Raw genomic sequence first — 23,728 nt, forward strand, 5'->3', positions numbered from 1 at the left:
ATAAAAATGACATCTTATTCAATCGTTGAATTATTAACACGTGCGTTTGAAGAAAAAGCATCGGATCTTCATTTAACAAAAGGTATTCCGCCAGTATATCGTATTCATGGGCAGTTGGAACATTACGGTGCAGATCCATTAGATTCTGAAGAATTAAAGGGAATGGTAAATGCCATTCTTCCTGTACATAAACAACAGGAGTTTGAGGAAAAGGGAGAAACTGACTTTAACTTTTCATTGCCTGGGAAATGTCGATTCCGTGTAAATGCCTATCATCAGCGAAATGAAGTGACAATAGCGGCTCGTTTAATTGAAGCTAAAATTCCTTCTATTGAAGCACTTAATATGCCACAAGTGTTATATAAGCTTGCGGAAAAACCACAAGGTTTAATTTTAGTAACTGGTCCAACAGGCTCAGGTAAATCAACTACATTAGCAGCAATGATTGATTATATCAACGAGACAAGATCAAAACATATTATTACGTTAGAGGATCCAATTGAATACTTGCATACTCATAAAAAGTCTATCATCAATCAGCGTGAGGTTGGTGTCGATACAATGAGTTTTGCGAATGGTTTACGAGCATCATTGCGTCAAGACCCAGATATTATTTTAGTTGGGGAGATGCGAGATTATGAAACGATTTCAACGGCTATCACGGCTGCTGAAACAGGGCATTTAGTAATGGCAACACTTCATACAAGTAGTGCACCAACTACAATCGACCGTATTATTGATGTATTTCCACCGCATCAGCAAAGTCAAATTCGAGTACAGCTTGCGAATGTACTGCAAGGTATTGTTTCACAGCGTTTATTTATTCGTAAAGATGTAAAAGGGCGCATTGCTGCGACAGAAATTTTAGTACAAGCTCCTGCCATTTCGAATTTAATTCGCAATGAAAAAATTCACCAAATTCCAAGCGTAATGCAGACAAGTAAAGCATTGGGCATGCACACATTAGAATCTTCGATGCAGCACCTGATTACCACAGGTAAGATCTCGCTAGAAGATGCACGGCCATACATGAACGCTGGTGATTATAGTTGACTGTATTTCGTTTTAGTGGTCGCACCAAAACAGGAGCACCTAAAAAGGGCATTATTGAAGCCCCAAATAAAAAAATTGCTATGGAGAAGCTTCGTGCACAAGGAATAAATGCGCGAGAGCTTCAAGAATCAAATAGCATTTTACATAAGGACATTGCCATTGGTACAAAAGTGAAGCACCAAGAGTTTGTTATTTATTGTCGGCAGTATGCGACATTAATTCGTGCTGGTGTCCCTGTCGTTGAAGCGACGCGTATTTTGGGTGAGCAAACACGGAATAAACCACTAAAGCGAGCATTGATGCAAGTTGAAGAGGATATTCGGAGTGGGATGGCATTTTCAGATGCAGCAGGCAAACATACCAAAGTGTTTCCCTTGCTTTTTGTCAATATGATGCGTGCTGGAGAGGCTACTGGTAACGTTGACGACACATTAGATCGTCTGGCAAGCACACTAGAAAAGCAATATAACATCAAGAAAAAAATTCAATCGGCAATGACCTATCCAGCAATATTATCCCTTTTAACGCTGGTGGTTGGCATGTTTTTAATGGTTTTTATTGTGCCTACCTTTATGGATGCATTTAAAGATATGGACTTAGAAATGCCGCTAATTACAGTTATTGTTGTTGGTATAAGTGATTGGCTGATTCAGTTTTGGTATCTCGTGATTTTAGGGCTATTAGTGTTAGTAGTGGGATCACGTTATTTTTATAAAAATAATAAAGAGTTTCATTATACGGTTAATGTTTTGTTACTCCGCATGCCTATCTTTGGCCAACTTTTACAAAAAGATATTATAGCGAGAATGACGAGAACTCTATCTACTCTTTTTAGTAGCTCGGTGCCGATTTTACAAGCCCTAACGATTGTTGAAAAAGTCGGAGGTAATCCAGTTATGGGAAAAGTAGTGCTGGAGGCCCGCGATAATTTAGAAAAGGGTGGCACATTATCAGAGCCACTTGAAAAAAGCTGGCTATTTCCACCTCTTGTTACACAAATGACAGCAATTGGTGAGAAAACAGGCTCCTTGGATTACATGCTTGAAAAAATTGCTGATTTTTACGAGGAAGAAGTAAACCGTGCCGTCGATACAATGAAGTCACTTATCGAACCTTTAATGATTATAGTACTTGCTCTTGTTGTAGGAGTAATTGTTGCGGCTATATTCTTACCAATGTTCCAACTATATGAAAATATGTAATTTTTAATTATATAAAACTTATTTAGAAATTGAATTAGAAGACCGTGTTTTCACACTTCATATAAAACTACTAAGGAGGAATTCTCTATGTTTAAAAAATGGAAAAATAAAAAACTATTGAAAAATGAGAAGGGTTTAACATTAGTTGAACTTTTAGCTGTAATTGTTATTTTAGCAATTATCGCAGCAATCGCTGTGCCTGCAATTGGTAATATTATTAATAAGTCAAAGGACCGTGCTATTTTAGCAGAAGCATCAAATATTCTATCTGGTGCTAAGATTGCTTATATTGATGGCGCTTGTAAAGGAGACAGCTCAGATAATGAGTGTGTGAAAGATGAATTAGAAGCGTTTGTAGATGGTATTGAGCTAGGAAGCAATGATAAAGTAACGTATAACGAAAGTGAAAAAAAATGGTCAATTTCATATGGTAGATTTGAAGAGATTAAAACAGAGAGTCTCAAAGTTAGCTCAACTGCAGGTGCAATAACAATATTTGAAGAAGAACTTAATAAACTATTAAAAAGTGCAGGAGTAGATAAGAAAAAAACAGAAAATACTAAAACTCAATAATCAGTCCTCCCAACCCATTCAGAAACGATAATTTTCTTGCGTTTCTGGCTGGGGAATGGATGACTAATTGATAAAATCATTTATACTGAATAGGAAAAGGAGGTCTTTTCACATGTTTAAGAGAAAGAGAAAGTCGCATGTATCGATTGAACTGAAGGATTATGTGCTACGTGCGATTGTGGCGAAAGGACCTGAGCCTAGTCAATGGCATGGCTATGAATATCCTTTACCAGCTGATATTGTTGAAAATGGAGCAATCATAGATGAGGTGGCTCTTTTTGAAATTATTAAAGAACAGGTTGTGAAGTGGACAGGAAAAAAACAGGCTGTTCGTATGTTTGTGCCTGATACAACTGTTTTATTAAAAAGTTTCGAGCATCCTAAAGATGTTAAACCTCAGGAATTACGAGGATATGCTGAAATGGAGTTGGGCCATTCTATTCATTTACCTTTTCAGGACCCGTTAATTGATGTTTATGATCCCGATGCGGAGGACGGTAAAGCGATATTATTTGCAGCACCTTCAGAGGAAATTACGAAAATAGTAGGAATGCTGTTAGATGTCTCCTTGGACCCTGAAGCTGCCGATATTCGTGCCTTATGCAATATACGTTTGTTAGAACATATGTCAATGTTAGTGCCTAATAAAACATATTTAATTGCTGATTGGTCTATCAATGAACTTTCCATTAGTATCTTTTCAAACGGACAGGTTGAGTTTTTGCGTTATCAATCGATTGAAACAGATATGGCACAATGGCAGGGCAAAAAAGTCGATGAATTTAGCTACCAATTTCTCTACAATGGTGAAACCGAAGATTACCAGATGGTCGTCATGGATCAGGTTTTAGAAATTGATCGGATGATGAATTTCTTTAAGTTTTCTTTACATAAAGGGGAAAAAACAGTAGATGAAATCATAATACTTGGTGATAACCCGTTACTCAAATCAATAGGAACCTTATTATCTTCTAATTTAGAGACACCTTTGATGATTGTTGATGGAGCAAAAATTGAAAAGTTCTTTCCTTATTTTAAAAAAGAATTTTCAACATTGCTAGGCTTAGCTTTGAAGGAGGTTCATTAATGGTTCCAGATATAAACCTCTTACCACAGCTTGAAAAACGGTCTACTTCACCAAAGCTTTTTTATAGCTTGATAATTGTCATAGTGGGTCTAATAGTAGCTTATTTACTATTTATATTTTTTACAGCTAAAAGTGATTTGTCACGTTTATCTGCTGAGGAAAAGACATTAACGACACAGCTTGAACAATTACAGCAAGAGTTAGATGTAAGACAAAGTGTTGATCAGGGATCATTGGAGGAATCTGTTGCCTATATTCAAGGTGTTTCTTATCCTGTAACCCCATTAATTGATGAAACGAAAACTTTACTACCAACTCAAACGTACTTGCGTAGCTACGTTTTTGGGGAAAATACAGTTACTATTGAAGTGGATTTTGAAACGATGACCGATATATCGAAATATGTAGAGCGACTTTTAATGAGTAGTTTTTTTACAGACGCACAAATTAATACAGTGTCAAACTTTGATATAGAGCTTGGCGAACAGAAGGAATTAACGCCTGAACAAAAATTTAAAGAAGTACCACGTTATTCAGTGTCCATTACGGCGACAATCGACTTTATGTATTTAGCTGGAGGACGACGCTCATGAATAAATTAACGAGTAGTAAAAATTCATCTATTATCTTGTTATTGACTTTAATCGTTTCTATTTTATTTGCGCTTTATTATTATTTATTATTACCAAGATTAAATGAAGTAGAAGCAAAAGAGAGTCATGTATCACAGATACAGCAAGAGATTTCTAGTGTAAAAGAACAATTAGCTCAATTAGACAAGGAGCAGGGTCAGCCGACTATCAATGTTTTAGCGTTAAGACAGAAGCTACCTACAACAAGAGCTGTTGAAAAGATCATACTAGATTTAGCTGAGATTGAGGAAGTGACAGGAACACGCATAAAGTCATTAACAGTTCAAAATGATGATGCGGCTGTTTCGCAATCAGATGTATCGCAAGACCTTAATCTGTTGGAGCAAGCTGAAGAAGAGGTTAATGGTGAGCAGGATAACAAGATTACGAGTTCACCGATTTCATCTATTTCAAAGGATTCCTTACCATCGAATTTAAAGTTGATTACTTTTATATTAGAGGTTGGGGCGCTTGATTTTAATTCTCTAGAGAGCTTTTTACAGGAAATTGAACAATTACAGCGTGTGATGAAAACGGATACTATCGAATTCAAATTGCCTGGAGAGCAGGATCAATTAGAAAAAGATACGGATCTTACTTTACAAGCTACCGTCCAGGTGACGACGTTCTATTACGAAGGAGAGTAATAATTGCATTGATAGGCGTTCCATACTGCATCTGTATGGGCGCCTATTAGTTTAGGAGGACAGAAAATTGGAAATGGCTTATACAATCTTTCTATTTTTATTTGGGCTTGTCTTTGGCTCTTTTTATAATGTGGTAGGCTTACGTGTGCCACAGAAGGAGTCGATTGTACAACCTCCTTCACATTGTACTAAATGTCAAAGGCAACTGACGGCGCTTGATTTAGTGCCAGTTTTATCTTATGTGTTTTTTGGGGGGAAATGTCGGAGCTGTGGTAATAAAATAGCTTGGATTTATCCAGTAATGGAATTATTAACAGGATTATTGTTTGCCTTTGCATATTGGCAGCTTGGTTGGAGCATAGAGTTTATAGTAGCCCTATTTTTTATTTCATTATTAGTCATCATTGTTGTTTCTGATATAGCCTATATGCTGATTCCGAATAAGGTGCTTTTATTCTTTTTACCCTTCCTTATTATTGGACGAGTATTGTCGCCATTAACACCCTGGTGGGACTGTGCTGTAGGTGCAGTCGTTGGTTTCGGCATATTATATAGTATTGCTGTGATATCAAACGGGGGCATGGGTGGAGGCGATATTAAATTATTCTTTTTAATTGGACTTGTTCTTGGTACAATGCATACACTGTTAACATTATTTATAGCTGCAGTTATCGGCATGATTGTCGGGCTTGTCGTGTTAACGAAGAACAAGCAGGGGAGAAAAACACCTATTCCTTTTGGACCTTCTATTGCATTAGCCGCTATCATTGTCTATTTTTATGGGGATTCATTAATCGATTGGTATTTAGGTTTTTGGTAATTGTTCAATCTTCAAGCATATGGAGGGAAGCAAGTGAAACCGATTATTGGCATTACAGCCTTTGTGGAAGATGATTTATCCTCTCGATTAAATGCTGCTTACAGTAAAAGTATCATTGATGCAGGTGGGATTCCGCTTATTATTCCACTTGGCGTAGAGGAGGATGCCACACAAATTCTATCCCTTACAGATGGTTTATTGTTATCTGGAGGCTATGACGTGCATCCATTTCTGTATGGGGCAGAGCCTGCACCAAAACTAGGGAAAATTCATCCAGCAAGAGATACGGTAGAGTTAGCATTAATTGAAGCGGCATTCACACGAAAGATGCCTATTTTGGGTATTTGCCGAGGCATTCAAATACTAAATGTAGCACTAGGTGGTACTTTATTTCAGGATATTGATAGTGACCATTTTAGTACTAAGCTGCTCAAGCATGTACAGCAATCTGCTCGAGCTGTAGCTACTCATTATGTACAAATTATGGAGGAGAATTTATTAGCGACCATTTTACAACAAGAGAAAATAGCGGTAAATTCATTTCATCATCAGGCAGTTAATGTATTAGCAGAGAAATTAAAAGTAGCAGCAAAATCGAGTGATGGCATTATCGAAGCAGTTGTTCATGAAGAGTTGCCATTTTGCTTGGCTGTTCAGTGGCATCCCGAGGAACTAGCTATAGCAGGAGATGAGCCTGCACAAAAATTATTTTCAGCCTTTGTTGAAGCTAGCTTAAAATTCAAAAAGGAAGCGTAGCAGGGGGACTGTACAAAGAATCCAACCATATATGGATTCTTTTTTTGCGTAAAAAAGAGGATACATGCTCTTAGAAGGAACACATAATCCTCAAAACCTACTTTAAATGATTAATGTACACGACGATATAGTCCTACAACTTGTCCTAAAATAGAAACTTGATCGACGATAATAGGCTCCATAGATGAGTTTTCAGGCTGTAAACGGAAATGATTTTTTTCCTTGAAGAAACGTTTGACCGTTGCTTCATCCTCTGCTGTCATGGCTACAACAATATCTCCGTTATTAGCTGTTGCCTTTTGCTTCACAATAACTAAATCGCCGTCTAAAATTCCTGCTTCAATCATAGATTCCCCCATAATCTCTAGCATGAATAACTGATCCTCGCTTGTGCCATACGTATCTGGTAATGGGAAATATTCTTCAATGTTTTCAATAGCAGTAATTGGGGAACCAGCAGTTACCTTCCCCACAAGTGGTACATGAATGACTTGCTGCTTTTGAATAGACTCTTCAGGCTCTAAAATTTCAATTGCACGTGGCTTTGTTGGATCTCGACGAATAAAGCCCTTTTGTTCTAATCGAGCTAAATGACCATGAACAGTTGAACTTGAAGCAAGTCCGACTGCTTCCCCGATTTCACGTACTGATGGTGGATATCCCTTAGCTCGTACCTCTTCTTTAATAAAAGCCAAAATGTCCTCTTGTCTTTTCGAAACTTTTTTCATGAGTGCTCACCTCTTTTTTCTAATATCATTCTTCTTATTTGATAGTATAACAGAATGCGAACATGTATGCAAACATAGGTTCGAAAAGTGTTTGACAAAAACGTTTGTTCGCTTTATTATGAGAACATACATTCCGAACAAACATTCTAGAAAAGGGGTTGTAACTATGACATGGTTAAAGAAAAATACACATATCTCCATTTTATTAGGAGCTTGTCTATTATTTGCAGGATACCTTTACATCACTGATCCAGGAGATGTTAATTACGCAGAAATTCAAATTGAACATGGGGATAGCTTGTGGTCGTTAGCAGAGCAATACCGTGGTAAGATGAGTACAGATGATTGGATTAAGCTGGTCAAAACAGAAAATGAATTAGCAGATATTAAAATTGTGGCAGGAAAGTCTCTAGTTATTCCTGTATTGGGTGATCAAGCCAATCCCATCCATACTATCGAAATTGCGAGAACTGAACAATGATGAATAAACAAATGTCGGCTGTTGTCTATTGCCGTGTAAGTACTGAAAAAGAAACACAAAGCTCCTCATTAGAGCGCCAACAGGAAGAGTTGCTGCGCTACGCTAGAGAGCAAGGCTATGAGGTAAAGGGTGTATTTAAGGATAAGCATAGCGGCTATGATGTGGAACGCGATGGCTTGCTTGAAATGCTTGATTTCATTAAAGAAAAGGGAATTAATGCCCTTTTTGTACAAGATGAAACACGATTAGGACGTGGGAACGCAAGGATGGCTGTGTTGCATTTATTGCAAAAATCAGCAACAGATGTTTTTTCCATGCGCGATGCAGGACCCGTTCAACTAAATGAAATGGACACGATGCTGCTTGAGATTTTAGCAATCGTGGAGGAGTATCAACGAAGAATCCATAATGCTAAAATACGTCGAGGCATGCGACGCGCTGTAGAAAATGGCTATCGTCCTGAAAATAATTTATCGAACCGAGGGAATCCCTATGGGCAGGAGCGAAAGGATCTACCTGTAGATGAAATTGTCAAGCTACGCAAACGTGGATTTACCTTTGAGGAAATTTCGATCACGCTTCGAGGGTTGGGCTTTGAAGTAAGTAAAGCGACTGTTCATCGTCGCTTCCAAGAACATCAAGAAAGATTAGCAGGCAAATAATATCGCCTGCTAATCTTTTTTATTCACAGTAAAAAATGCTATTGATAGGAAGCCAAACTGTCGATGATGATGTTAGTAGGTAGTTGAAAAGGATACTCTTTATTTATTCGATCATAAAACATTATGCCATTTAAATGATCGATTTCATGTTGGACAACGATCGCCCCATAGCCCTGAAACGGCAGGATGAATTCTTGACCATCAATGTCATATGCTCTGACCTTAATACGCTCGTATCTTGGCACAAAACCATGGACAGGTCGATTAACCGACAGGCAGCCTTCTCCATCAGGTAAATAAATCATATTGAGGGAATGACTTATGATTTTGGGATTGATAAACACCATTTCATTATGATCAAATAGTACAGCAAACATTCGTTTGTCTACACCTATTTGATTTGCAGACAACCCAGTTCCAGGGCGAAGCTTATATTTTTTTGCTAGCGTTGGATCTTGGCTGTTTTTGAGATATTGCAGCATAGCTAATAAAGTATTTCGATCCTCTTGGTTTAAGGGTGTCGTCACTTCTTCGGTTTGTTTTCGTAATAATACCGAGTCTTCTTTCACAAAATCTTTCATGGTAATGATCGAATCAGGAAGAAATTTAGTCATACATAAACACCTCATCAATACGGCTATTGAGGACTTTAGCCATCTTCAAAGCTAATGGCTCGTACTTATCATTTTCAATACAATTAATTGTCTGTCTAACAACACCGCATTCTTTCGTAAGTATAGCTTTGGTTATCCCTAATTTGTTTCTCAACATTTTGATCATACTCCTCAGGTTTATCCCTCCGTTTTGTCTGAAGTGTTAGCCATTTATTTTATACTCTTTTTACTGAATGACCAAATGTTGTTACTATGTAACACGGTCATTTTATAGAGTTCTATGCCATTCTTCTTGCAAGATTGCGTAATAGTATTCATCCCACCAATTGTCACCATGCGGTATACATTTTTTAAAAAATCCTTCACGCCGCATACCGATCTTTTCCATCACTCGGTAAGAAGCTATATTTTCGGGTTGGCATGTTGCTATTATTCTATGAAGCTTCAATTTGGAAAATCCATAATCTAATAGGGCTTGAGCAGCTTCTGATGCATAGCCATGTTGCTGATAAGCAGGATTCAATACCCATCCAATTTCATAGGTATGTTCGCCAAAGCATCGATGAAAAACTAAATGACCAATAACTTCTGGTTGATCGCGTAAAGTAATGGCAAAATGCTTAGCTTGATCCGCGCTATTTTCTGTTATAAATTTTTGGACTTGTTCTTCAGTTAAAACTCCTTCAGGCATATAATGCATCACCGTTTCATCAGACATATAGCTATAAACAGCCTGCCAATCTTGGGCTTCAAATTTTCGGATAAGTAATCGCTGTGTTGTGATGTTCATTTAATTTCCTCCAATAAATATAAATTTTTTCCTTTTATTATTAGTTATACACGACTAACATCTGGAAGTCATGTAAATTATGGCTAAGAAGTGTTATTAAGGGTTGGTATAACTGCATTTTAAGGGAAAGCATGCTATACTTTGCATACTGAAGTCATTAAGCTAGGTATTGAAAGGTGTGTAACAATGTTATCAAAGGAAAAAATTAACCGAATTAATGAACTTTCTGCTAAGGCCAAAAGTGGTCAATTAACAGAAGCAGAGGCTAAGGAGCGAACAGCACTTCGCAAGGAGTACTTAGATACGTTTAGAGCGACTATGCGAGATACGATTGAAAATGTAAAAGTGGTAGATGCAGAAGGTAATGATGTGACACCAGAGAAAGTAAGACAAGCTAAAAAAAATAAATTTCTAAATTAATGTGACACAATTCAATAAAGTATGTATGAAAACGCAATTAGTATAACAAAAGCATTGTTTTCTAAAGCAATGTTGACTAAACTGTAAAAGAACAATATAGGACGAGAAAGGATGTCACAATATAATGACTCAACACGCGGATCTTTTAGCAATTAATGCTATTCGAACTTTGTCAATCGACGCTATCGAAAAAGCAAATTCTGGTCACCCAGGTTTACCAATGGGGGCGGCGCCAATGGCTTATACGCTATGGACAAAACAATTACGCCATAATCCAGCAAATCCAAAATGGTATAACCGTGATCGTTTTGTACTATCAGCTGGTCATGGTTCTATGCTTCTGTACAGCTTACTTCATCTTGGAGGCTATGGTTTACCAATGGAAGAAATTCAAAACTTCCGCCAATGGGATTCATTAACACCAGGACATCCTGAATACGGTCATACAGTAGGTGTAGAGGCAACAACTGGTCCACTTGGTCAAGGGATTGCTATGACAGTTGGTATGGCAATGGCTGAGCGTCATTTAGCGGCTACTTACAATAAACCTGGTCATGATATCGTTGACCACTACACATTTGCCCTTTGTGGTGATGGTGACTTAATGGAAGGTGTAGCAGCTGAAGCTATTTCATTGGCTGGTCACTTAAAACTTGAAAAATTAATCGTACTTTACGATTCTAATGATATTTCTTTAGACGGTGACTTAGAAAAGTCATTCTCAGAAAACGTACAAAAACGCTTTGAATCTTATGGCTGGAATTACTTAAAAGTGGCTGATGGTACAGATGTAGATGCCATTAATGCCACAATTGAAGAAGCGAAAAAATCAACTGGCAAACCAACATTAATTGAAGTAAAAACAGTGATTGGTTTTGGTTCTCCAAATAAATCTGGTAAAGCAGATTCACATGGTGCGCCACTTGGTACAGATGAAGTTGTCTTAACGAAAGCTGCGTATGAATGGGCACACGAGCCATTCCAAATTCCTGCTGAAGTGTATGATACATTTAATGCTGCTGCTGAAATACAAGGTGCACAATCTGAGGAAGCTTGGAATGCTAAATTTGCTGCATATAAAGAAGAGTTCCCAGAGTTAGCGGCTCAATTTGAAAAAGCGATGAATGGTGAATTACCAGAGGACTTTGCGTCAGAGCTACCAGTATATGAGGCAGGTAAATCTGTAGCAACACGTTCTTCTTCTGGTGACGCGATTAATGCCATTGCGAAGAAAACTCCTTCATTCTTTGGTGGTTCCGCTGACCTTGCTGGCTCCAATAAAACAACGATGAAGGGTGCAGGCGATTTCTCTGCAGACGATTATGCTGGTCGCAACATCTGGTTTGGTGTTCGTGAATTTGCAATGGGTGCTGCGATGAACGGTATGGCTCTTCATGGTGGTTTAAATGTATTTGGCGGTACGTTCTTCGTATTCTCTGATTATGTTCGTCCAGCAGTTCGTCTTTCTGCATTAATGGGGCTTCCTGTAACATATGTATTTACACATGACTCTATTGCAGTAGGGGAAGATGGTCCAACACATGAACCAATCGAACACCTTGCATCACTACGTGCGATGCCAAATCTATCTGTTATTCGTCCTGCGGATGCAAATGAATCAGCGGTAGCTTGGGAGCTTGCCGTAGCATCAGAAAAAACGCCAACTGTTTTAGTATTATCTCGTCAAAACTTACCTGTCCTTGACGCTTCTATTGAAACAGTTCGTGATGGTGTTACGAAGGGTGCTTACACAGTATCTCCTGCTACAAAAGAAGTAGCAGATGCTATTTTAATCGCAACAGGCTCTGAGGTTTCACTTGCTGTTGAAGCACAGAAAGCATTAAAAGCAGAAGGTGTGGATGTGGCAGTTGTTTCCATGCCGTCTATGGATCGCTTTGAAAAACAAGACGCAGCTTATAAAGAATCTGTCCTACCAAAAGCTGTGACAAAACGTCTTGCGATTGAAATGGGTGCATCATTTGGCTGGCATAAATATACTGGCTTTGAAGGTGACGTTCTTGCAATCGACAAGTTCGGTGCATCAGCTCCAGGTGAATTAGTAATGGAAAAATACGGATTCACTGTAGAAAATGTCGTAGCGAAAGTAAAAGCACTATAATTTATATTAAAATACCGCAACACTCAGCGAACTTAAACATCGACTGAGTGTTGCGGTACTTTTTTATTATGATAAAAATGAGATTATTGCAGAGGTGCTGCATCATTTTGCCAAGTATCCAAAGGAACAATTTATCATGATCGGGGCTCGTGAAAATGATTTTGATGCTATCGGCGTGACATATGGTTATGGATCACGACAAGAATTAGAAAAGGTATATTGTGGATCTAATCAAGTATCTCTAAATACATGAAAAAACTGCATGCTGACATGCAGTTTTTTATGTAGGTGTTTATTTAGCAAGGCCATTTTGAAAAGCATAGACAACAGCCTGTGTACGATCTTGCACTTCGAGCTTTGCTAAAATATTGCTAACATGTGTTTTTACGGTCTTTAAGGCAATGTATAGTTCGTCAGCGATTTCCTGATTGGCTTTACCCTTTGCCATGAGCAATAATACTTCCATTTCACGGTCAGTGAGCTGTTCGTAAAGGGGCGTATTATTACCATGGCGCATACGGTGCATCATTTTGGATGTGACTTCTGGCTCTAATACTGTTTCGCCACCTATGGTTTTACGAATAGCATCGGCAATTTGTTTAGCATTAGAAGTTTTTAAAATATAGCTTACCGCACCAGCCTCTAAAGCAGGGTAGACTTTATCGTCATCTAAAAAACTAGTCACCATCATGATTTTTGCCTCTGGCCATGCCGTTAAAATTTCCGCTGTTGCCTCTGCTCCTGTCATGATGGGCATGACATTATCCATTAAAATAATATCAGGTCTTAGGGCAAGGGCACGCTCCACAGCCTCTTTGCCGTTTTCAGCCTCACCTACAACTGTAATATCTGGTTGTGCTGAAAGATAGGCTGAAACGCCAATCCGTACCATTTCATGATCATCCACTATGAGCACTTGTATCATCGACATGAACCTCCTCCTTCTGTAGCGGAATTTTAACCTCCACAATCGTTCCTTCTTCAGGCACGGACACAATTTTGTATGTGCAGCCAATTTCAACAGCTCGTTCAGCTATATTTTGTAAGCCGTACGAAGTTGATTTATCGGCCTCCACATCAAAGCCTAACCCATTATCCTGAATTCGTAAAATGGCTAAGTCATCTCGTGCAACAAGCAGTAACTCCACTTCACTTGCTTTGGCATGACGGAGCGTGTTAGAGAGGGCTTCCTGTGCAATACGGAATAAATGGTCTTCTTCTGCTTTTGTTAAGGCCATTTCCTCTAGCTCATATTCAATATGGAAATAAACTTTTTGTTGAAGTTCAATAATCAATTCCTCTAAGCCTTGTGCTAGCGTTTTATTGTGTAGAGCTACAGGTCGTAAGTGGAGCAGCAATGCGCGCATTTCTAGCTGTGCCTGCTGAACAATCTTTTCCACCTGTTTTAAGCTAGTAGCATTTTCGTCATTTTCAGTTAATGCTGAGAGTAACATAGAAGCCGCAAATAATTGCTGTGATACGGAATCATGCAATTCCCTAGCAAGTCGTTGGCGTTCAGCAATAATACGCTCCTGAATAATTTTATCATTTGCTTCTGCCCGTTCATTGGAGAGTCGCTGTAAGCTTTTTCGCTGTGTATCGATTAATTCACTTGTTTGAACTATTGCCTTTTTTAATGATTTCGGAAGTGCTTGTTTTTTAGGGAAAATAAAATCAGGCTCGATTAATTGCTTCACAATGCGTGTTGCTTGAGCTTCTCGTGCCCGAGCAGTCATGCTGATCCAGCTAGCAAACAGGAAGCTAAGTACAAACAGGCTAACTACGATGATGCCTCCTAGCGGAATATTATCGTAAGTCTGCTGCCACAATGGCTCCCATGTTTTTTCATCCGGATTGCCCCATACCGCCACAAGCAGACCGAAAACAGCACTCATTAAAATGAAAAATAGCGTAAACAATCTTGAGATAAAGGCAATCATTTTCGTAGCACCTCCAAATGTCCCAGCCAGGTTGCGACATGAATAATTAAAACGCGTTTAGCATCCTCAGGGTTGCCGTCAGCGAAAGTAATACTTTCATTTAAGATGCGTTGTGGCCCCTTATGTAAGCAGATAAGCTCACCAAATAACGTCGTATACTGTAAACGGAAAGGGATTTCATAGGGAATATAGATTTGAACTTTCCCGATCCCTTGGCGAATTGTAATGAGACTAGTGCCAGCAGGTAAAATTGTTTGTGTTGTATCAATCGTAATATCTCCTGCAAGGCGTTGAATTTGTACATCTTGCCATTTGTACGCTTCTGTAGGTGCTGGCATTGTGCCAATCAAGTCATTTTTAGTTGTAGGAAGCTTTTCAAAAAGCTCTGCACCGACTACCTTTGGTTCGTTTTCTCGTTGTAGGTATTGATAAAGCATATATAAGAGCATGATGACGACGAATAAACGTAGGCTCCACATGGTAAACAAAGCAATAGCAATGAAGAAAATTCCTGTCCATTTAAAAAAACGAACTTTTTTGGAAAAACTTAAATAAAGAAGTACTGCCCCAATCAATAAACAGAAGGCTCCGCCATTATTAAAAATAGTAAGCTCTACAAAGACGAGTAAAAAGAAGCATAGTACCCAAAACGTGAGCTTATTTGTTGTGAAATTTTGCAAGAGGGTCACCCTTCCTTCTACTAATAGTATAAGAGAGGGAATGGGACCCTCTATTTTTAAACGTGAAAGAATGCGCCTTATAAAGTTGGCGCATTGCTTTCATTATAACATGTTATTTATTTTCAATTAGCAGTGGTGAGTGATCTTCTGCTGCTTTTTTTTCTAATTCTGCCAGTCTTGCCTCGAAAGTTGTTACCTCATGATCTTTATCGATTTGGTAAGCTAATTTATCGATATAGGCTTCTAAATCTTCAAAATTTGTTTTATTGTTTTTGGCAATCATGCCGTCCATTTGATGGTGAGCACGTGTTACATTTTCTTTTCCCATCAGCTGTAATTGACGTACTTTCATATCTTTAATTTTATGCTTCATTGTTTCGAATTTACGCTCTAGCTCGAAGTATTCACGTGTACTCGATTCAATGCTCGCTTGTAGTGTATGATTACGAGCTGTGTAAGCCGTTACTTCATCTGTAGCGAAATCAATTAAATCCTGTTCACCACTAGTTGTTGCCAATGTTAGTTGGGCTTCACGTTTAGCTAGTAATTCAGCATTTTGCTTATATTCTTGCTCTAGCTTTTCTTTTAATTGCCCTTGTCGTTCTAATAATTTACCTGTTTGTTCTGTTTGTTTTTCTGCCTCGCGAATGTATTGATTTAACATTGCAATCGGATTTTTTTGTTCCTTTTTATCAAATATTTGATGTAAGTCTGCCTCTACTGTATATCTAAAACGTTGAAATAAATTCATTTAATTTCGCTCCTTTTTATTTTGTTAAGTTTGACCATTCTTTTTCAAAGTTTGTAAACGGATCTTCTTCTTTTTTCCCTTCGATTGTAGGGATTTTTACATCTTCGCCATTCCATTTTTTATAGATGACATAGATAATAGCGATAGCTGCAAGACCGATCATTGCTGGAATGTTAGACACTGCTGATAGAACACCGATTAGACCAACTGTAAACCAGAAAATTTTACCGAATGTTGATTTGCTTGCCATGTAGAAATGCATGCCTAGTGCTACAAATAATCCAGAGAATAGTAAACCTGCCAGTGGTCCTATTAAGGCAAGTGCAACACATGCTGCGATGACGCCTCCAGTTAATAAAAGAAATTTTTTCATTTGTTTTAGCTCCTTTCGTTTGTACCTTTATGTTACCTCTATACAAGATTGTCTAAAACGGACTCGAAATTGATTTTGATCTAGGTCTTGAGGCTGAGAACCATCTAAGCTGTAACGAAAGTGGGTTTTTGGCGTATAAAACGAGCTGCTTTTTCTTGTTTTTGGAAAATAACTATTTTGTTTTATCAAAAAATACCATTTGTCATAAAGTCATTTATAGATGCGAAACTAGAATTTTTTCGACAAAAATAGAAGATAGATCCTTCCTTCGTTTGACAAATTAACAAGGTTGGATGAGCTATACTTATGGAAAAGAAACTGAGCGAAGGAGGATTTCTGGTGAGAACCTATTCTATATATAAGATAAAAGAAGAGCATTTAACATTTATTTTTGGCAGAGAGCGTAAGTTGTTAGAGATGATGCAAGGCTGTGAAGACGCCAACGAGAAATCCTTAAAAGAGCTTGCATATATATGTGAATCTGTTCGTTTTGAAGAAATTGCAGCGATGTTGGAACATCAACTTGATTCCAAATATGCACATTTAGAAAGAGCCCGCAATGCTTTGTTTTTAGAACATCCGATAAAAGGCAAAATGGCTATTTATTTGGTCGATCGTAAAATTTGTGTTTATTGTGAAGGTTCGCGAATGCTAGATTTAGATTTATTTCAAATGCTTGCCAAAATGAGTGAACGGTTTATTGCTTTTAATAAACAGGATAATGAGTGTGGGTGGTTAAAGCCGATGAAGTATACAATGCACTAGGAAAATTCACTACAATATATAGTAACACGCTATCATTTGGTGTATAATGGTGCGTGGAGAGTTTTTCTCGGTATATTGTAGTGGAGGAGGTTGGTTGTATGCCTACATGGGGCTGGATTATTATCGTAATTATCGCATTAGCAGCGGGAGCGGCACTTGGTTTCTATTTCGCTCGTCAAGCTATGATGAAATATTTAAAAGAAAACCCACCTATTAATGAGCAAATGATTCGTATGATGATGGCACAAATGGGTCGTACGCCGTCTGAAAAGCAAGTACGTCAAATGATGGCACAAATGAATAAATTCCAAAAGTAATCGGAATGATGAGAGCAACTAGTTCAAACTTAACTAGTTGTTTTTTTTTATATTTTTTACAGTATTTAAAAAATTCTTGAAAATCATATAATTCTATCGGGAAACTATGTATAATAGAATTACCATACGGAAAGGGGTTATGTATTATGCAAAAAGAAAAGACAAATGTAGAAAGCTTTGATCTGGATCATACAAAAGTAAAGGCACCTTATGTTCGTTTAGCTGGTGTTAAAACGGGTCAAAATGGCGACGAAGTGTACAAATATGATATTCGCTTTAAACAGCCAAATAAAGAGCATATGGATATGCCTGCCTTACATTCTTTAGAGCATTTATCTGCTGACATTATTCGTAACTACTCTGATCACATTGTTGATTTTAGTCCAATGGGTTGCCAAACAGGCTTCTATGTATCACTGATTAATCATAATGATTATGAGGAATTATTAACTATTTTAGAGAAAACATTTATTGATGTGACAAAAGCAACAGCTGTTCCTGCATGCAATGAGGTGCAGTGTGGCTGGGCTGCTAGCCATAGCTTGGAAGGTGCACAATCATTAGCTGAAGAATTTTTAGCAAAACGAGATGAATGGCATATCGTTTTTGGAGAATAATCATTTATAAAACCTTGCGGAGATAATTCCGCAAGGTTTTCTTAGTGTTGAAAAACAAAACAGTCAATTGGAAGGTAGAAATGGATTTCCCTTGCAGGCTACTTGCTTTCCTGTGGGCGAGCGTCCCGAGCCGCTTCCTCCGCTATCGCTCCGTTTAGAGGCTCGCCTGTCTCGTTATCCCATGGGAGTCAAGTAGCCTCCACTCCAACCTACAAGAGTATTACCTTTTTAGCAAAGGTTTTCAAATAAGGCGAAGGTCTTCACTACTCTTTATGGAGAAGTGTTGTCACACATCACTTCCCCACATTAAAAATAAGAGCTTATTCCCTCTAAAAATAATGGGCTATTTAATCGCTATATTACTATGAAAAAAGTAAAGACACTTTGCAGAATGGTTGATTGGAGTGGAGCCAGCGTCACTCCTAGGGGATTAGTGAGCTGCACCCAAAATATTGGACTTAAAAATCTACTATAGGGGGTGCAGGTAGTGATTTCTGATGAACAAAAATTAGCCGCAGTTCTAGCTTACTTTGAAGAAAAAGAAAGTACGTATCAGATTGCCAATCGATTACAGAGGGATCGACAGTACATTCGATTATGGATTGAATTATATCGCTATCATGGCATCGAAGGAATTATTCGTCCTCAAGGGTTCACGAATTACGAAGATTCTTTTAAAATAAAAGTAATTCAACACCTGATAGAGACGGGCGATTCGCTCCTTCAGACCGCTGCGAAGTTTAATATTCCTTCCCGTGAAACCATTCGGAGATGGAAAAAACAATGGATGTCAACGGCTGGTGAGGTGCTCTATCAAGTAGAAAAGGAGCGCCAATCAATGCCAAAAAAACAACCACCTTCGTCCGATTTAAATGGAAAAACAACGGATGAGTTAAAAGCGGAAATTGAGTATTTACGGATGGAAAATGCCTATTTAAAAAAGTTGAAAGCCTTAGTTCAAGAAAAGGATGCCTTCAAATCCAAGAAAAAGTAAGAGCTGTCTATGAGCTAAGGTTGGATTTTCCTCTTCAAGCTCTATTAAAAGTCGCGAAACTTAAGAAAAGTACGTATTATTATCATCTCCAAAAATGGGTAAAACCAGATAAATATCAGGCGATCAAAGAACGAATTCAGACGCTTTTTCATTACCATAAGGGGCGTTATGGCTATCGTCGTATTTGTTTAGCCCTCCGAAATGAAGGGTTTTTCATCAACCATAAAACAGTCCAACGATTGATGCAAGAATTGGGCTTAAAAGGGACGGTACGCCCTAAAAAATACCGTTCGTATAAAGGGACAGTCGGCTATGTCGCAGAGAATGTCATCCAACGTGATTTTGAAGCCACTGCACCCAATCAGAAATGGGTAACCGATGTAACGGAGTTTAAAATAAACGGTCAAAAAATCTATATATCCGCTGTATTAGATTTATTCAATCGAGAAATCGTTGGGTATGAGGTATCAAAATCACCTAATTTTGAGTTAGTTCAACAGTCTTTTAAGAAGGCGTTTACGTATACAAAGTTATCGAAAAAGAGTGGCTTAATCGTCCATTCTGATCAAGGATGGTTATATCAAATACCACGTTTTAAAGCGTTATTGGCAACACATGAAATCAAGCAAAGTATGTCACGGAAAGGAAATTGTTTAGATAATGCCGTGATAGAAAGCTTTTTTGGCATTATGAAATCAGAATTTCTATACGCAACAACGTTTAAGAACTACGAAGCATTCAAAAAAGCGTTAGTAGACTATATCCACTACTACAATCATGAACGGATAAAAATAAAACTCAACGGAAAAAGTCCAGTTGAGTTTCGAAGAGTTTCTTAAAAGTTCAAATTTTTGGGGTCAGTTCATAGCGTCACAGATGAGACCCTGGAGCGAGCGTAAGTGAGTGAAGCGGCTCATCGGACGCCCCCTGGAAAGGGCGCTGGCGGAACGGAAATCAACCTCTCACCTTGCAAAGTTGCTTTTTCTGCCTTTGACATGATCTTTTTTCATGTGTGCTAAAAATGGAATGGAATGACATTGGAGGAGGAAGACTCGGGATTGATTTTTTGGTAAATAAAACTTTCTAAAAAATCATGAATTAAATCCTCATATTCATCCATATTTTCATTAAAGGACTGTGCATGTGCCCCAGTGTCAAAAAGTTTTAATTTTTTGGGACCTGCTTTTTTATTGTAGAGATCTAGTGACATCGACGCTGGAATAAATGTATCAGGAATACTGTGAATAAAGAGTACTGGTTTTTCAATATGTGTCACGGCTTCAGCAGGTGTTACACTTTTGAAGGAGTAGCCATCTCTGAGGCGGACAAAGAAATCGGCAAAGCGAATGGGAATAATGGAGCCATATTTAAATTCGGTTTTGGCGATTTGCTTCAACAACATGGAAAAATCGGAGAACGCACAGTCTGAAATATAGAAATCAGCACCATCTTCCACTGTTCCAGCATAAAGTAGCATAGTTGCTGCCCCCATGGATTCACCGTGAATCCCAAGGATAGCGTCTTCACCAATCATGGCTTTCACTGTCTTTACTACTGCATCAAGATCATTTTTTTCATAGTAGCCATAACTCGTTGTTTTGCCCCCAGATTCACCATGACGACGATGGTCAAAAATAACTGAATTATAGCCAAGTCTTTCAAATAATCGAGCATATTTTACGGAATTTATTTTATTTTCAGTGACACCGTGACAAATGATGATGGTGTTATTAGTTTGCAAAGGCTGAAACATAATGCCTCGAATTGAGTAGCCATTAGGAGAATCAATATTGAGTTCACATTTCAAGTTATTATTGTACCAAGCTTCATCAAAGCGCTTGGCAGTCGTTTCTCGTTCTCGAACAAACTCCGGGTCTTTTTGTTGGATATACATTAATTTATTGGAAAGCGCGAAGCCGAACAGACCTGTTGCAGCTGCGGCTAGCGTTGTTGTAATACCAGAGAATAAAAGCATCTTCTTTTTCATCATAAAACACCTCCACATGCTGTTTCTTATTTGTAATGTTCCCAACTAAGATTGTTTAAAACACGTCAACATTTTACAATATCTTTGGCAAAACTGCGATTATTTCTATTATCGAAAATCGTCAAAATATTTGTTAAAATATACATATCTGCTAGTAGCATATGCATGCAGTGTTGATTTTTGAACGGGGAAAAGGGGAGAATGATTATGACAAACGAGGTAGTAATCGTGAGTGCTGTGCGTACAGCGATAGGCTCATTTCAGGGGACATTAAAAGACGTACCAGCGACAACGTTAGGTAGCATTGTCATTAAAGAGGCGTTAGCACGTGCAGGTGTAGCAGGAGAACAAGTAGATGAGGTCATTATGGGGAATGTCTTAGCGGCAGGGCTTGGACAAAACCCAGCTCGTCAAGCGGCAATTAAAGCGGGGTTACCTCACGAGGTATCAGCATTAACAATTAATAAAGTATGTGGATCGGGTTTAAAGGCTGTTCATTTAGCCACACAGGCGATTATAGCGGGAGATGCTGAGATTGTTGTTGCGGGGGGCTTTGAAAATATGAGCCAAGCACCTTACGTCTTAAAAAATGCACGAGAAGGCTTCCGAATGGGTGATCAAAAGGTAGTAGATACAATGATTCAGGATGGCCTATGGTGTGCTTTTAATGATTATCATATGGGGATTACCGCTGAAAATTTATGTGATATGTATCAAATTTCTCGAGAAGAGCAGGATGCTTTTGCGGCTCGTTCTCAGCAACGTGCAGAGGCAGCGATTGCAGTTGGCAAGTTTGAAAATGAAATCGTGGCTGTCGAGATTCCACAGCGTAAGGGAGAGCCACTTCTTTTCAATAAAGATGAATTTCCACGAGCAGGTGTGACAGCGGAGTCCTTAGCTAAGCTACGACCAGCATTTAAAAAGGATGGCTCCGTTACCGCAGCGAACGCATCGGGTATTAATGATGGTGCAGCAGCAGTTGTGGTGATGTCAAAGGAAAAAGCACAAAAGCTAGGCATTCAACCAATGGCGATTATTACAGCGAATGCCAGCGCAGGTGTCGATCCAGCTATTATGGGGACAGGTCCTGTAAAAGCTGTCCAAAAAGCACTAACAAAAGCAGAGACAACTTTAGACGATATCGATTTAATTGAAGCAAATGAAGCATTTGCAGCACAATCAATTGCTGTAGATCGTGAATTAAGCTTTAATCATGATAAACTAAATGTGAACGGGGGTGCTATTGCTCTTGGTCATCCAATCGGTGCAAGTGGTGCTCGTATTTTAGTGACGCTATTGCATGAAATGGAAAAGCGTGACGCAAAAACGGGCTTAGCCACATTATGTATCGGTGGAGGACAAGGCGTAGCAACTGTTGTAAAGCGCCCTTGATATCAATAAGAAGGTGAATGTAATGGGAAAGAAACGAAAACAGCAGCAACGCACTGACAATAGCATGACAGCTAGCCTACCTAAGCAAGAGGCGGTCACATTAGCGGATCAGCTTGGCGGCGATGTGCTCGCAAAATTAAAAGCGGCGAAGCAAGATTTAACTGCTAAAGAGCAGGCGGCAGAGGAAGAACGTCAAGCAAAATTAGCGTTTGAACGCAAACAACGTGAAAAAAATAAATCGTTTGAAGAATTACTAAACGAATACGGCGATAAAGGCTCTAAATTTTAAAAATAAAGCAGTGAATTCACACAGGTGGGTTCACTGTTTTGTCTTTTACAGCATTTAAATTATGTCGTTATAGTCGATATACAAAGAGAGATTTTTGAATTTAATGGAACGGGAGACGCTGCCAATAACATATACCTAATTGTAGTTTAGTATCAATTAAATTATGTTAGGAGAACAACATGGTAGAATTACAGACAGAAAGAATAAGATTAATTCCTTTAAACGCCAAGTATCTAAAATTACTAATAGAGCATGAGAAACAAATGGCCAAGCAGTTGTCATTAAGTATGGGTGAGGGGCATTTAGATTGCGAGCTTAAACAAGCATTGTATTTTAGACTTTCCAAAGTCGTAGAAGATGAGCAAAACTATCTTTGGCATACGAACTGGTTACTTGTGTTAAAAGAGAAAAATTGTGCTGTTGGTGGCATAATGCTAAAAGGTATGCCAAATGACCAAGAGGAAGTTGTGATTGGGTATTATACTTTTCCTCCTTATCAGGGGCAGGGCTATATGACAGAATCAATCATAGCTCTTCAAAACTGGTTACTTCATCAGCTAAATGTAAAATACGTTATTGCAGATACCGAAAAAGATAATGTGGCATCCCATCGAGTTTTAGAAAAAGCAGGAGCTGCCTTGTATAAAGAAACAAACTCCCTCTATTTTTGGAGATTCCAACTTTAAAAAAATGGCTAAGACAAAAGACTATGATTGTGCCTTTTGTCTTTATTCTGGTTAAAAATGGTAATGTCACAAAAAAGATTTTTTAGCAAGGCGAGTAGTTCCGTTCCGCCAGCGTCCTTTTCAGGGGGCGTCCGATGATCTGCTTCCCTCACTTACGTTCGCTCCAGGGTCTTCTCTGTGACGCTGGCTCCACTCCACATTAACCATTCTGTAAAAGTGTCAGTAGCAGTAGTGAATAAAATATTTCTATTTTTAGAGAGTGGGACGCGATTAATCACCACTACCATCAATAAAGTAGTGAACACCTTCATTTTATTTGTGAAACCTTTGTAAAAAAGAGAACTCTTTTGTAG

Annotated in this window: 30 protein-coding genes; 21 read left to right on the top strand and 9 right to left on the bottom strand. The window is 38.4% G+C overall.

The annotated features are described in order from the left end of the window. Positions 1 to 6: 6 nt before the first annotated feature. The 8 genes from NST76_RS05660 to NST76_RS05695 all read left to right on the top strand — a co-directional run bounded on the left by NST76_RS05660 (position 7) and on the right by NST76_RS05695 (position 6,770). Positions 7 to 1,053 (top strand): type IV pilus twitching motility protein PilT, encoded by a 1,047-nt coding sequence (locus NST76_RS05660; RefSeq protein ID WP_089932048.1) that lies wholly within the window; start codon positions 7 to 9, stop codon positions 1,051 to 1,053. Then, positions 1,050 to 2,255 (top strand): type II secretion system F family protein, encoded by a 1,206-nt coding sequence (locus NST76_RS05665; protein WP_330493475.1) that lies wholly within the window; start codon positions 1,050 to 1,052, stop codon positions 2,253 to 2,255. Before NST76_RS05660 ends, NST76_RS05665 begins: the two co-directional genes overlap by 4 nt. Positions 2,256 to 2,342: 87 nt before the next feature. Further along, positions 2,343 to 2,828: a prepilin-type N-terminal cleavage/methylation domain-containing protein gene (locus NST76_RS05670; RefSeq protein ID WP_036128097.1), complete on the top strand. Its 486-nt coding sequence runs from the start codon at positions 2,343 to 2,345 to the stop codon at positions 2,826 to 2,828. Positions 2,829 to 2,940: 112 nt separating this feature from the next. Further along, positions 2,941 to 3,915 carry a pilus assembly protein PilM gene (gene pilM, locus NST76_RS05675; protein ID WP_330493476.1) on the top strand — a complete coding sequence of 325 codons (975 nt, stop codon included), beginning with the start codon at positions 2,941 to 2,943 and terminating at the stop codon, positions 3,913 to 3,915. Next, a complete protein-coding gene (locus NST76_RS05680; RefSeq protein ID WP_036128090.1) occupies positions 3,915 to 4,508 on the top strand; it encodes a PilN domain-containing protein in 594 nt (197 codons plus the stop codon). Before pilM ends, NST76_RS05680 begins: the two co-directional genes overlap by 1 nt. After that, positions 4,505 to 5,194: a hypothetical protein gene (locus NST76_RS05685; protein WP_089932054.1), complete on the top strand. Its 690-nt coding sequence runs from the start codon at positions 4,505 to 4,507 to the stop codon at positions 5,192 to 5,194. The genes NST76_RS05680 and NST76_RS05685 overlap by 4 nt, the downstream gene beginning before the upstream one ends. Positions 5,195 to 5,261: 67 nt before the next feature. Next, positions 5,262 to 6,014, top strand: a complete 753-nt coding sequence (locus NST76_RS05690) for an A24 family peptidase (RefSeq protein ID WP_036128085.1) — start codon at positions 5,262 to 5,264, stop codon at positions 6,012 to 6,014. 33 nt (positions 6,015 to 6,047) lie between these two features. After that, on the top strand, positions 6,048 to 6,770 hold the full coding sequence (locus NST76_RS05695; RefSeq protein WP_036128080.1) for a gamma-glutamyl-gamma-aminobutyrate hydrolase family protein: 723 nt from the start codon (positions 6,048 to 6,050) through the stop codon (positions 6,768 to 6,770). A 110-nt stretch (positions 6,771 to 6,880) separates the two neighbouring features. Here NST76_RS05695 and lexA read toward each other — a convergent pair whose 3' ends face one another. Further along, on the bottom strand, positions 6,881 to 7,498 hold the full coding sequence (lexA, locus tag NST76_RS05700; protein WP_004232118.1) for a transcriptional repressor LexA: 618 nt from the start codon (positions 7,496 to 7,498) through the stop codon (positions 6,881 to 6,883). Positions 7,499 to 7,664: 166 nt separating this feature from the next. Between lexA and NST76_RS05705 the strand changes: the two genes are divergently transcribed. Further along, positions 7,665 to 7,979, top strand: coding sequence for a LysM peptidoglycan-binding domain-containing protein (locus tag NST76_RS05705; RefSeq protein ID WP_036128077.1), 315 nt, complete (start codon positions 7,665 to 7,667; stop codon positions 7,977 to 7,979). Then, positions 7,976 to 8,641 (top strand): recombinase family protein, encoded by a 666-nt coding sequence (locus NST76_RS05710; protein ID WP_036128073.1) that lies wholly within the window; start codon positions 7,976 to 7,978, stop codon positions 8,639 to 8,641. The genes NST76_RS05705 and NST76_RS05710 overlap by 4 nt, the downstream gene beginning before the upstream one ends. Positions 8,642 to 8,679: 38 nt before the next feature. On the opposite strand, the gene def is transcribed toward NST76_RS05710, so the two are convergent. Beyond that, positions 8,680 to 9,255 carry a peptide deformylase gene (gene def / locus NST76_RS05715; protein WP_271912563.1) on the bottom strand — a complete coding sequence of 192 codons (576 nt, stop codon included), beginning with the start codon at positions 9,253 to 9,255 and terminating at the stop codon, positions 8,680 to 8,682. A 268-nt stretch (positions 9,256 to 9,523) separates the two neighbouring features. Next, positions 9,524 to 10,045 carry a GNAT family protein gene (locus tag NST76_RS05720; protein ID WP_058843964.1) on the bottom strand — a complete coding sequence of 174 codons (522 nt, stop codon included), beginning with the start codon at positions 10,043 to 10,045 and terminating at the stop codon, positions 9,524 to 9,526. 186 nt (positions 10,046 to 10,231) lie between these two features. Here NST76_RS05720 and NST76_RS05725 point away from each other — a divergent pair, with 186 nt between their 5' ends. From NST76_RS05725 to NST76_RS05735, 3 genes are all read left to right on the top strand, one after another. Further along, positions 10,232 to 10,465, top strand: a complete 234-nt coding sequence (locus NST76_RS05725; protein ID WP_036128062.1) for a DUF896 domain-containing protein — start codon at positions 10,232 to 10,234, stop codon at positions 10,463 to 10,465. A 124-nt stretch (positions 10,466 to 10,589) separates the two neighbouring features. Next, on the top strand, positions 10,590 to 12,584 hold the full coding sequence (tkt, locus tag NST76_RS05730; protein WP_058843965.1) for a transketolase: 1,995 nt from the start codon (positions 10,590 to 10,592) through the stop codon (positions 12,582 to 12,584). A gap of 94 nt (positions 12,585 to 12,678) precedes the next feature. Next, the gene (locus NST76_RS05735) at positions 12,679 to 12,837 is read left to right on the top strand and encodes a hypothetical protein (RefSeq protein ID WP_342544729.1); all 159 of its coding nucleotides are present in this window, start codon (positions 12,679 to 12,681) and stop codon (positions 12,835 to 12,837) included. A gap of 39 nt (positions 12,838 to 12,876) precedes the next feature. On the opposite strand, the gene NST76_RS05740 is transcribed toward NST76_RS05735, so the two are convergent. From NST76_RS05740 to NST76_RS05760, 5 genes are all read right to left on the bottom strand, one after another. Then, positions 12,877 to 13,509, bottom strand: coding sequence for a response regulator transcription factor (locus tag NST76_RS05740; protein WP_036128056.1), 633 nt, complete (start codon positions 13,507 to 13,509; stop codon positions 12,877 to 12,879). Then, positions 13,484 to 14,524 (bottom strand): sensor histidine kinase, encoded by a 1,041-nt coding sequence (locus NST76_RS05745; RefSeq protein ID WP_036128054.1) that lies wholly within the window; start codon positions 14,522 to 14,524, stop codon positions 13,484 to 13,486. Before NST76_RS05745 ends, NST76_RS05740 begins: the two co-directional genes overlap by 26 nt. Continuing rightward, a complete protein-coding gene (gene liaF, locus NST76_RS05750; RefSeq protein WP_342544733.1) occupies positions 14,521 to 15,204 on the bottom strand; it encodes a cell wall-active antibiotics response protein LiaF in 684 nt (227 codons plus the stop codon). Before liaF ends, NST76_RS05745 begins: the two co-directional genes overlap by 4 nt. A 112-nt stretch (positions 15,205 to 15,316) precedes the next feature. Then, entirely contained in the window at positions 15,317 to 15,955 is a 639-nt protein-coding gene (locus tag NST76_RS05755) for a PspA/IM30 family protein (RefSeq protein ID WP_036128047.1), read from the bottom strand. A 16-nt stretch (positions 15,956 to 15,971) separates the two neighbouring features. After that, positions 15,972 to 16,328, bottom strand: a complete 357-nt coding sequence (locus NST76_RS05760) for a hypothetical protein (protein WP_036128044.1) — start codon at positions 16,326 to 16,328, stop codon at positions 15,972 to 15,974. Positions 16,329 to 16,634: 306 nt separating this feature from the next. Here NST76_RS05760 and sirA point away from each other — a divergent pair, with 306 nt between their 5' ends. The 5 genes from sirA to NST76_RS05785 all read left to right on the top strand — a co-directional run bounded on the left by sirA (position 16,635) and on the right by NST76_RS05785 (position 19,860). Then, a complete protein-coding gene (sirA, locus tag NST76_RS05765) occupies positions 16,635 to 17,093 on the top strand; it encodes a sporulation inhibitor of replication protein SirA (protein ID WP_170829784.1) in 459 nt (152 codons plus the stop codon). Between the two features lie 98 nt (positions 17,094 to 17,191). Continuing rightward, entirely contained in the window at positions 17,192 to 17,410 is a 219-nt protein-coding gene (locus NST76_RS05770; RefSeq protein ID WP_004232154.1) for a YneF family protein, read from the top strand. Positions 17,411 to 17,556: 146 nt separating this feature from the next. Further along, a complete protein-coding gene (locus NST76_RS05775) occupies positions 17,557 to 18,027 on the top strand; it encodes an S-ribosylhomocysteine lyase (protein WP_058843967.1) in 471 nt (156 codons plus the stop codon). 487 nt (positions 18,028 to 18,514) lie between these two features. Continuing rightward, a complete protein-coding gene (locus tag NST76_RS05780) occupies positions 18,515 to 19,021 on the top strand; it encodes a helix-turn-helix domain-containing protein (RefSeq protein ID WP_180957841.1) in 507 nt (168 codons plus the stop codon). Continuing rightward, positions 19,006 to 19,860 carry an IS3 family transposase gene (locus NST76_RS05785; RefSeq protein WP_145991300.1) on the top strand — a complete coding sequence of 285 codons (855 nt, stop codon included), beginning with the start codon at positions 19,006 to 19,008 and terminating at the stop codon, positions 19,858 to 19,860. The genes NST76_RS05780 and NST76_RS05785 overlap by 16 nt, the downstream gene beginning before the upstream one ends. A gap of 176 nt (positions 19,861 to 20,036) precedes the next feature. Here NST76_RS05785 and NST76_RS05790 read toward each other — a convergent pair whose 3' ends face one another. Further along, a complete protein-coding gene (locus NST76_RS05790; RefSeq protein ID WP_036127977.1) occupies positions 20,037 to 21,008 on the bottom strand; it encodes an alpha/beta hydrolase in 972 nt (323 codons plus the stop codon). 207 nt (positions 21,009 to 21,215) lie between these two features. On the opposite strand from NST76_RS05790, the gene NST76_RS05795 reads away from it, so the two are divergent. The 3 genes from NST76_RS05795 to NST76_RS05805 all read left to right on the top strand — a co-directional run bounded on the left by NST76_RS05795 (position 21,216) and on the right by NST76_RS05805 (position 23,375). Further along, a complete protein-coding gene (locus NST76_RS05795; RefSeq protein ID WP_080717167.1) occupies positions 21,216 to 22,400 on the top strand; it encodes an acetyl-CoA C-acetyltransferase in 1,185 nt (394 codons plus the stop codon). 22 nt (positions 22,401 to 22,422) lie between these two features. Beyond that, positions 22,423 to 22,689 (top strand): YqkE family protein, encoded by a 267-nt coding sequence (locus tag NST76_RS05800; protein WP_036127968.1) that lies wholly within the window; start codon positions 22,423 to 22,425, stop codon positions 22,687 to 22,689. A 179-nt stretch (positions 22,690 to 22,868) separates the two neighbouring features. Next, positions 22,869 to 23,375, top strand: a complete 507-nt coding sequence (locus tag NST76_RS05805; protein ID WP_058843266.1) for a GNAT family N-acetyltransferase — start codon at positions 22,869 to 22,871, stop codon at positions 23,373 to 23,375. The last annotated feature ends 353 nt before the right edge of the window (positions 23,376 to 23,728 follow it).

The sequence above is a fragment of the Lysinibacillus sp. FSL W7-1291 genome (assembly GCF_038593415.1).
GTDB lineage: Bacteria > Bacillota > Bacilli > Bacillales_A > Planococcaceae > Lysinibacillus > Lysinibacillus fusiformis_D.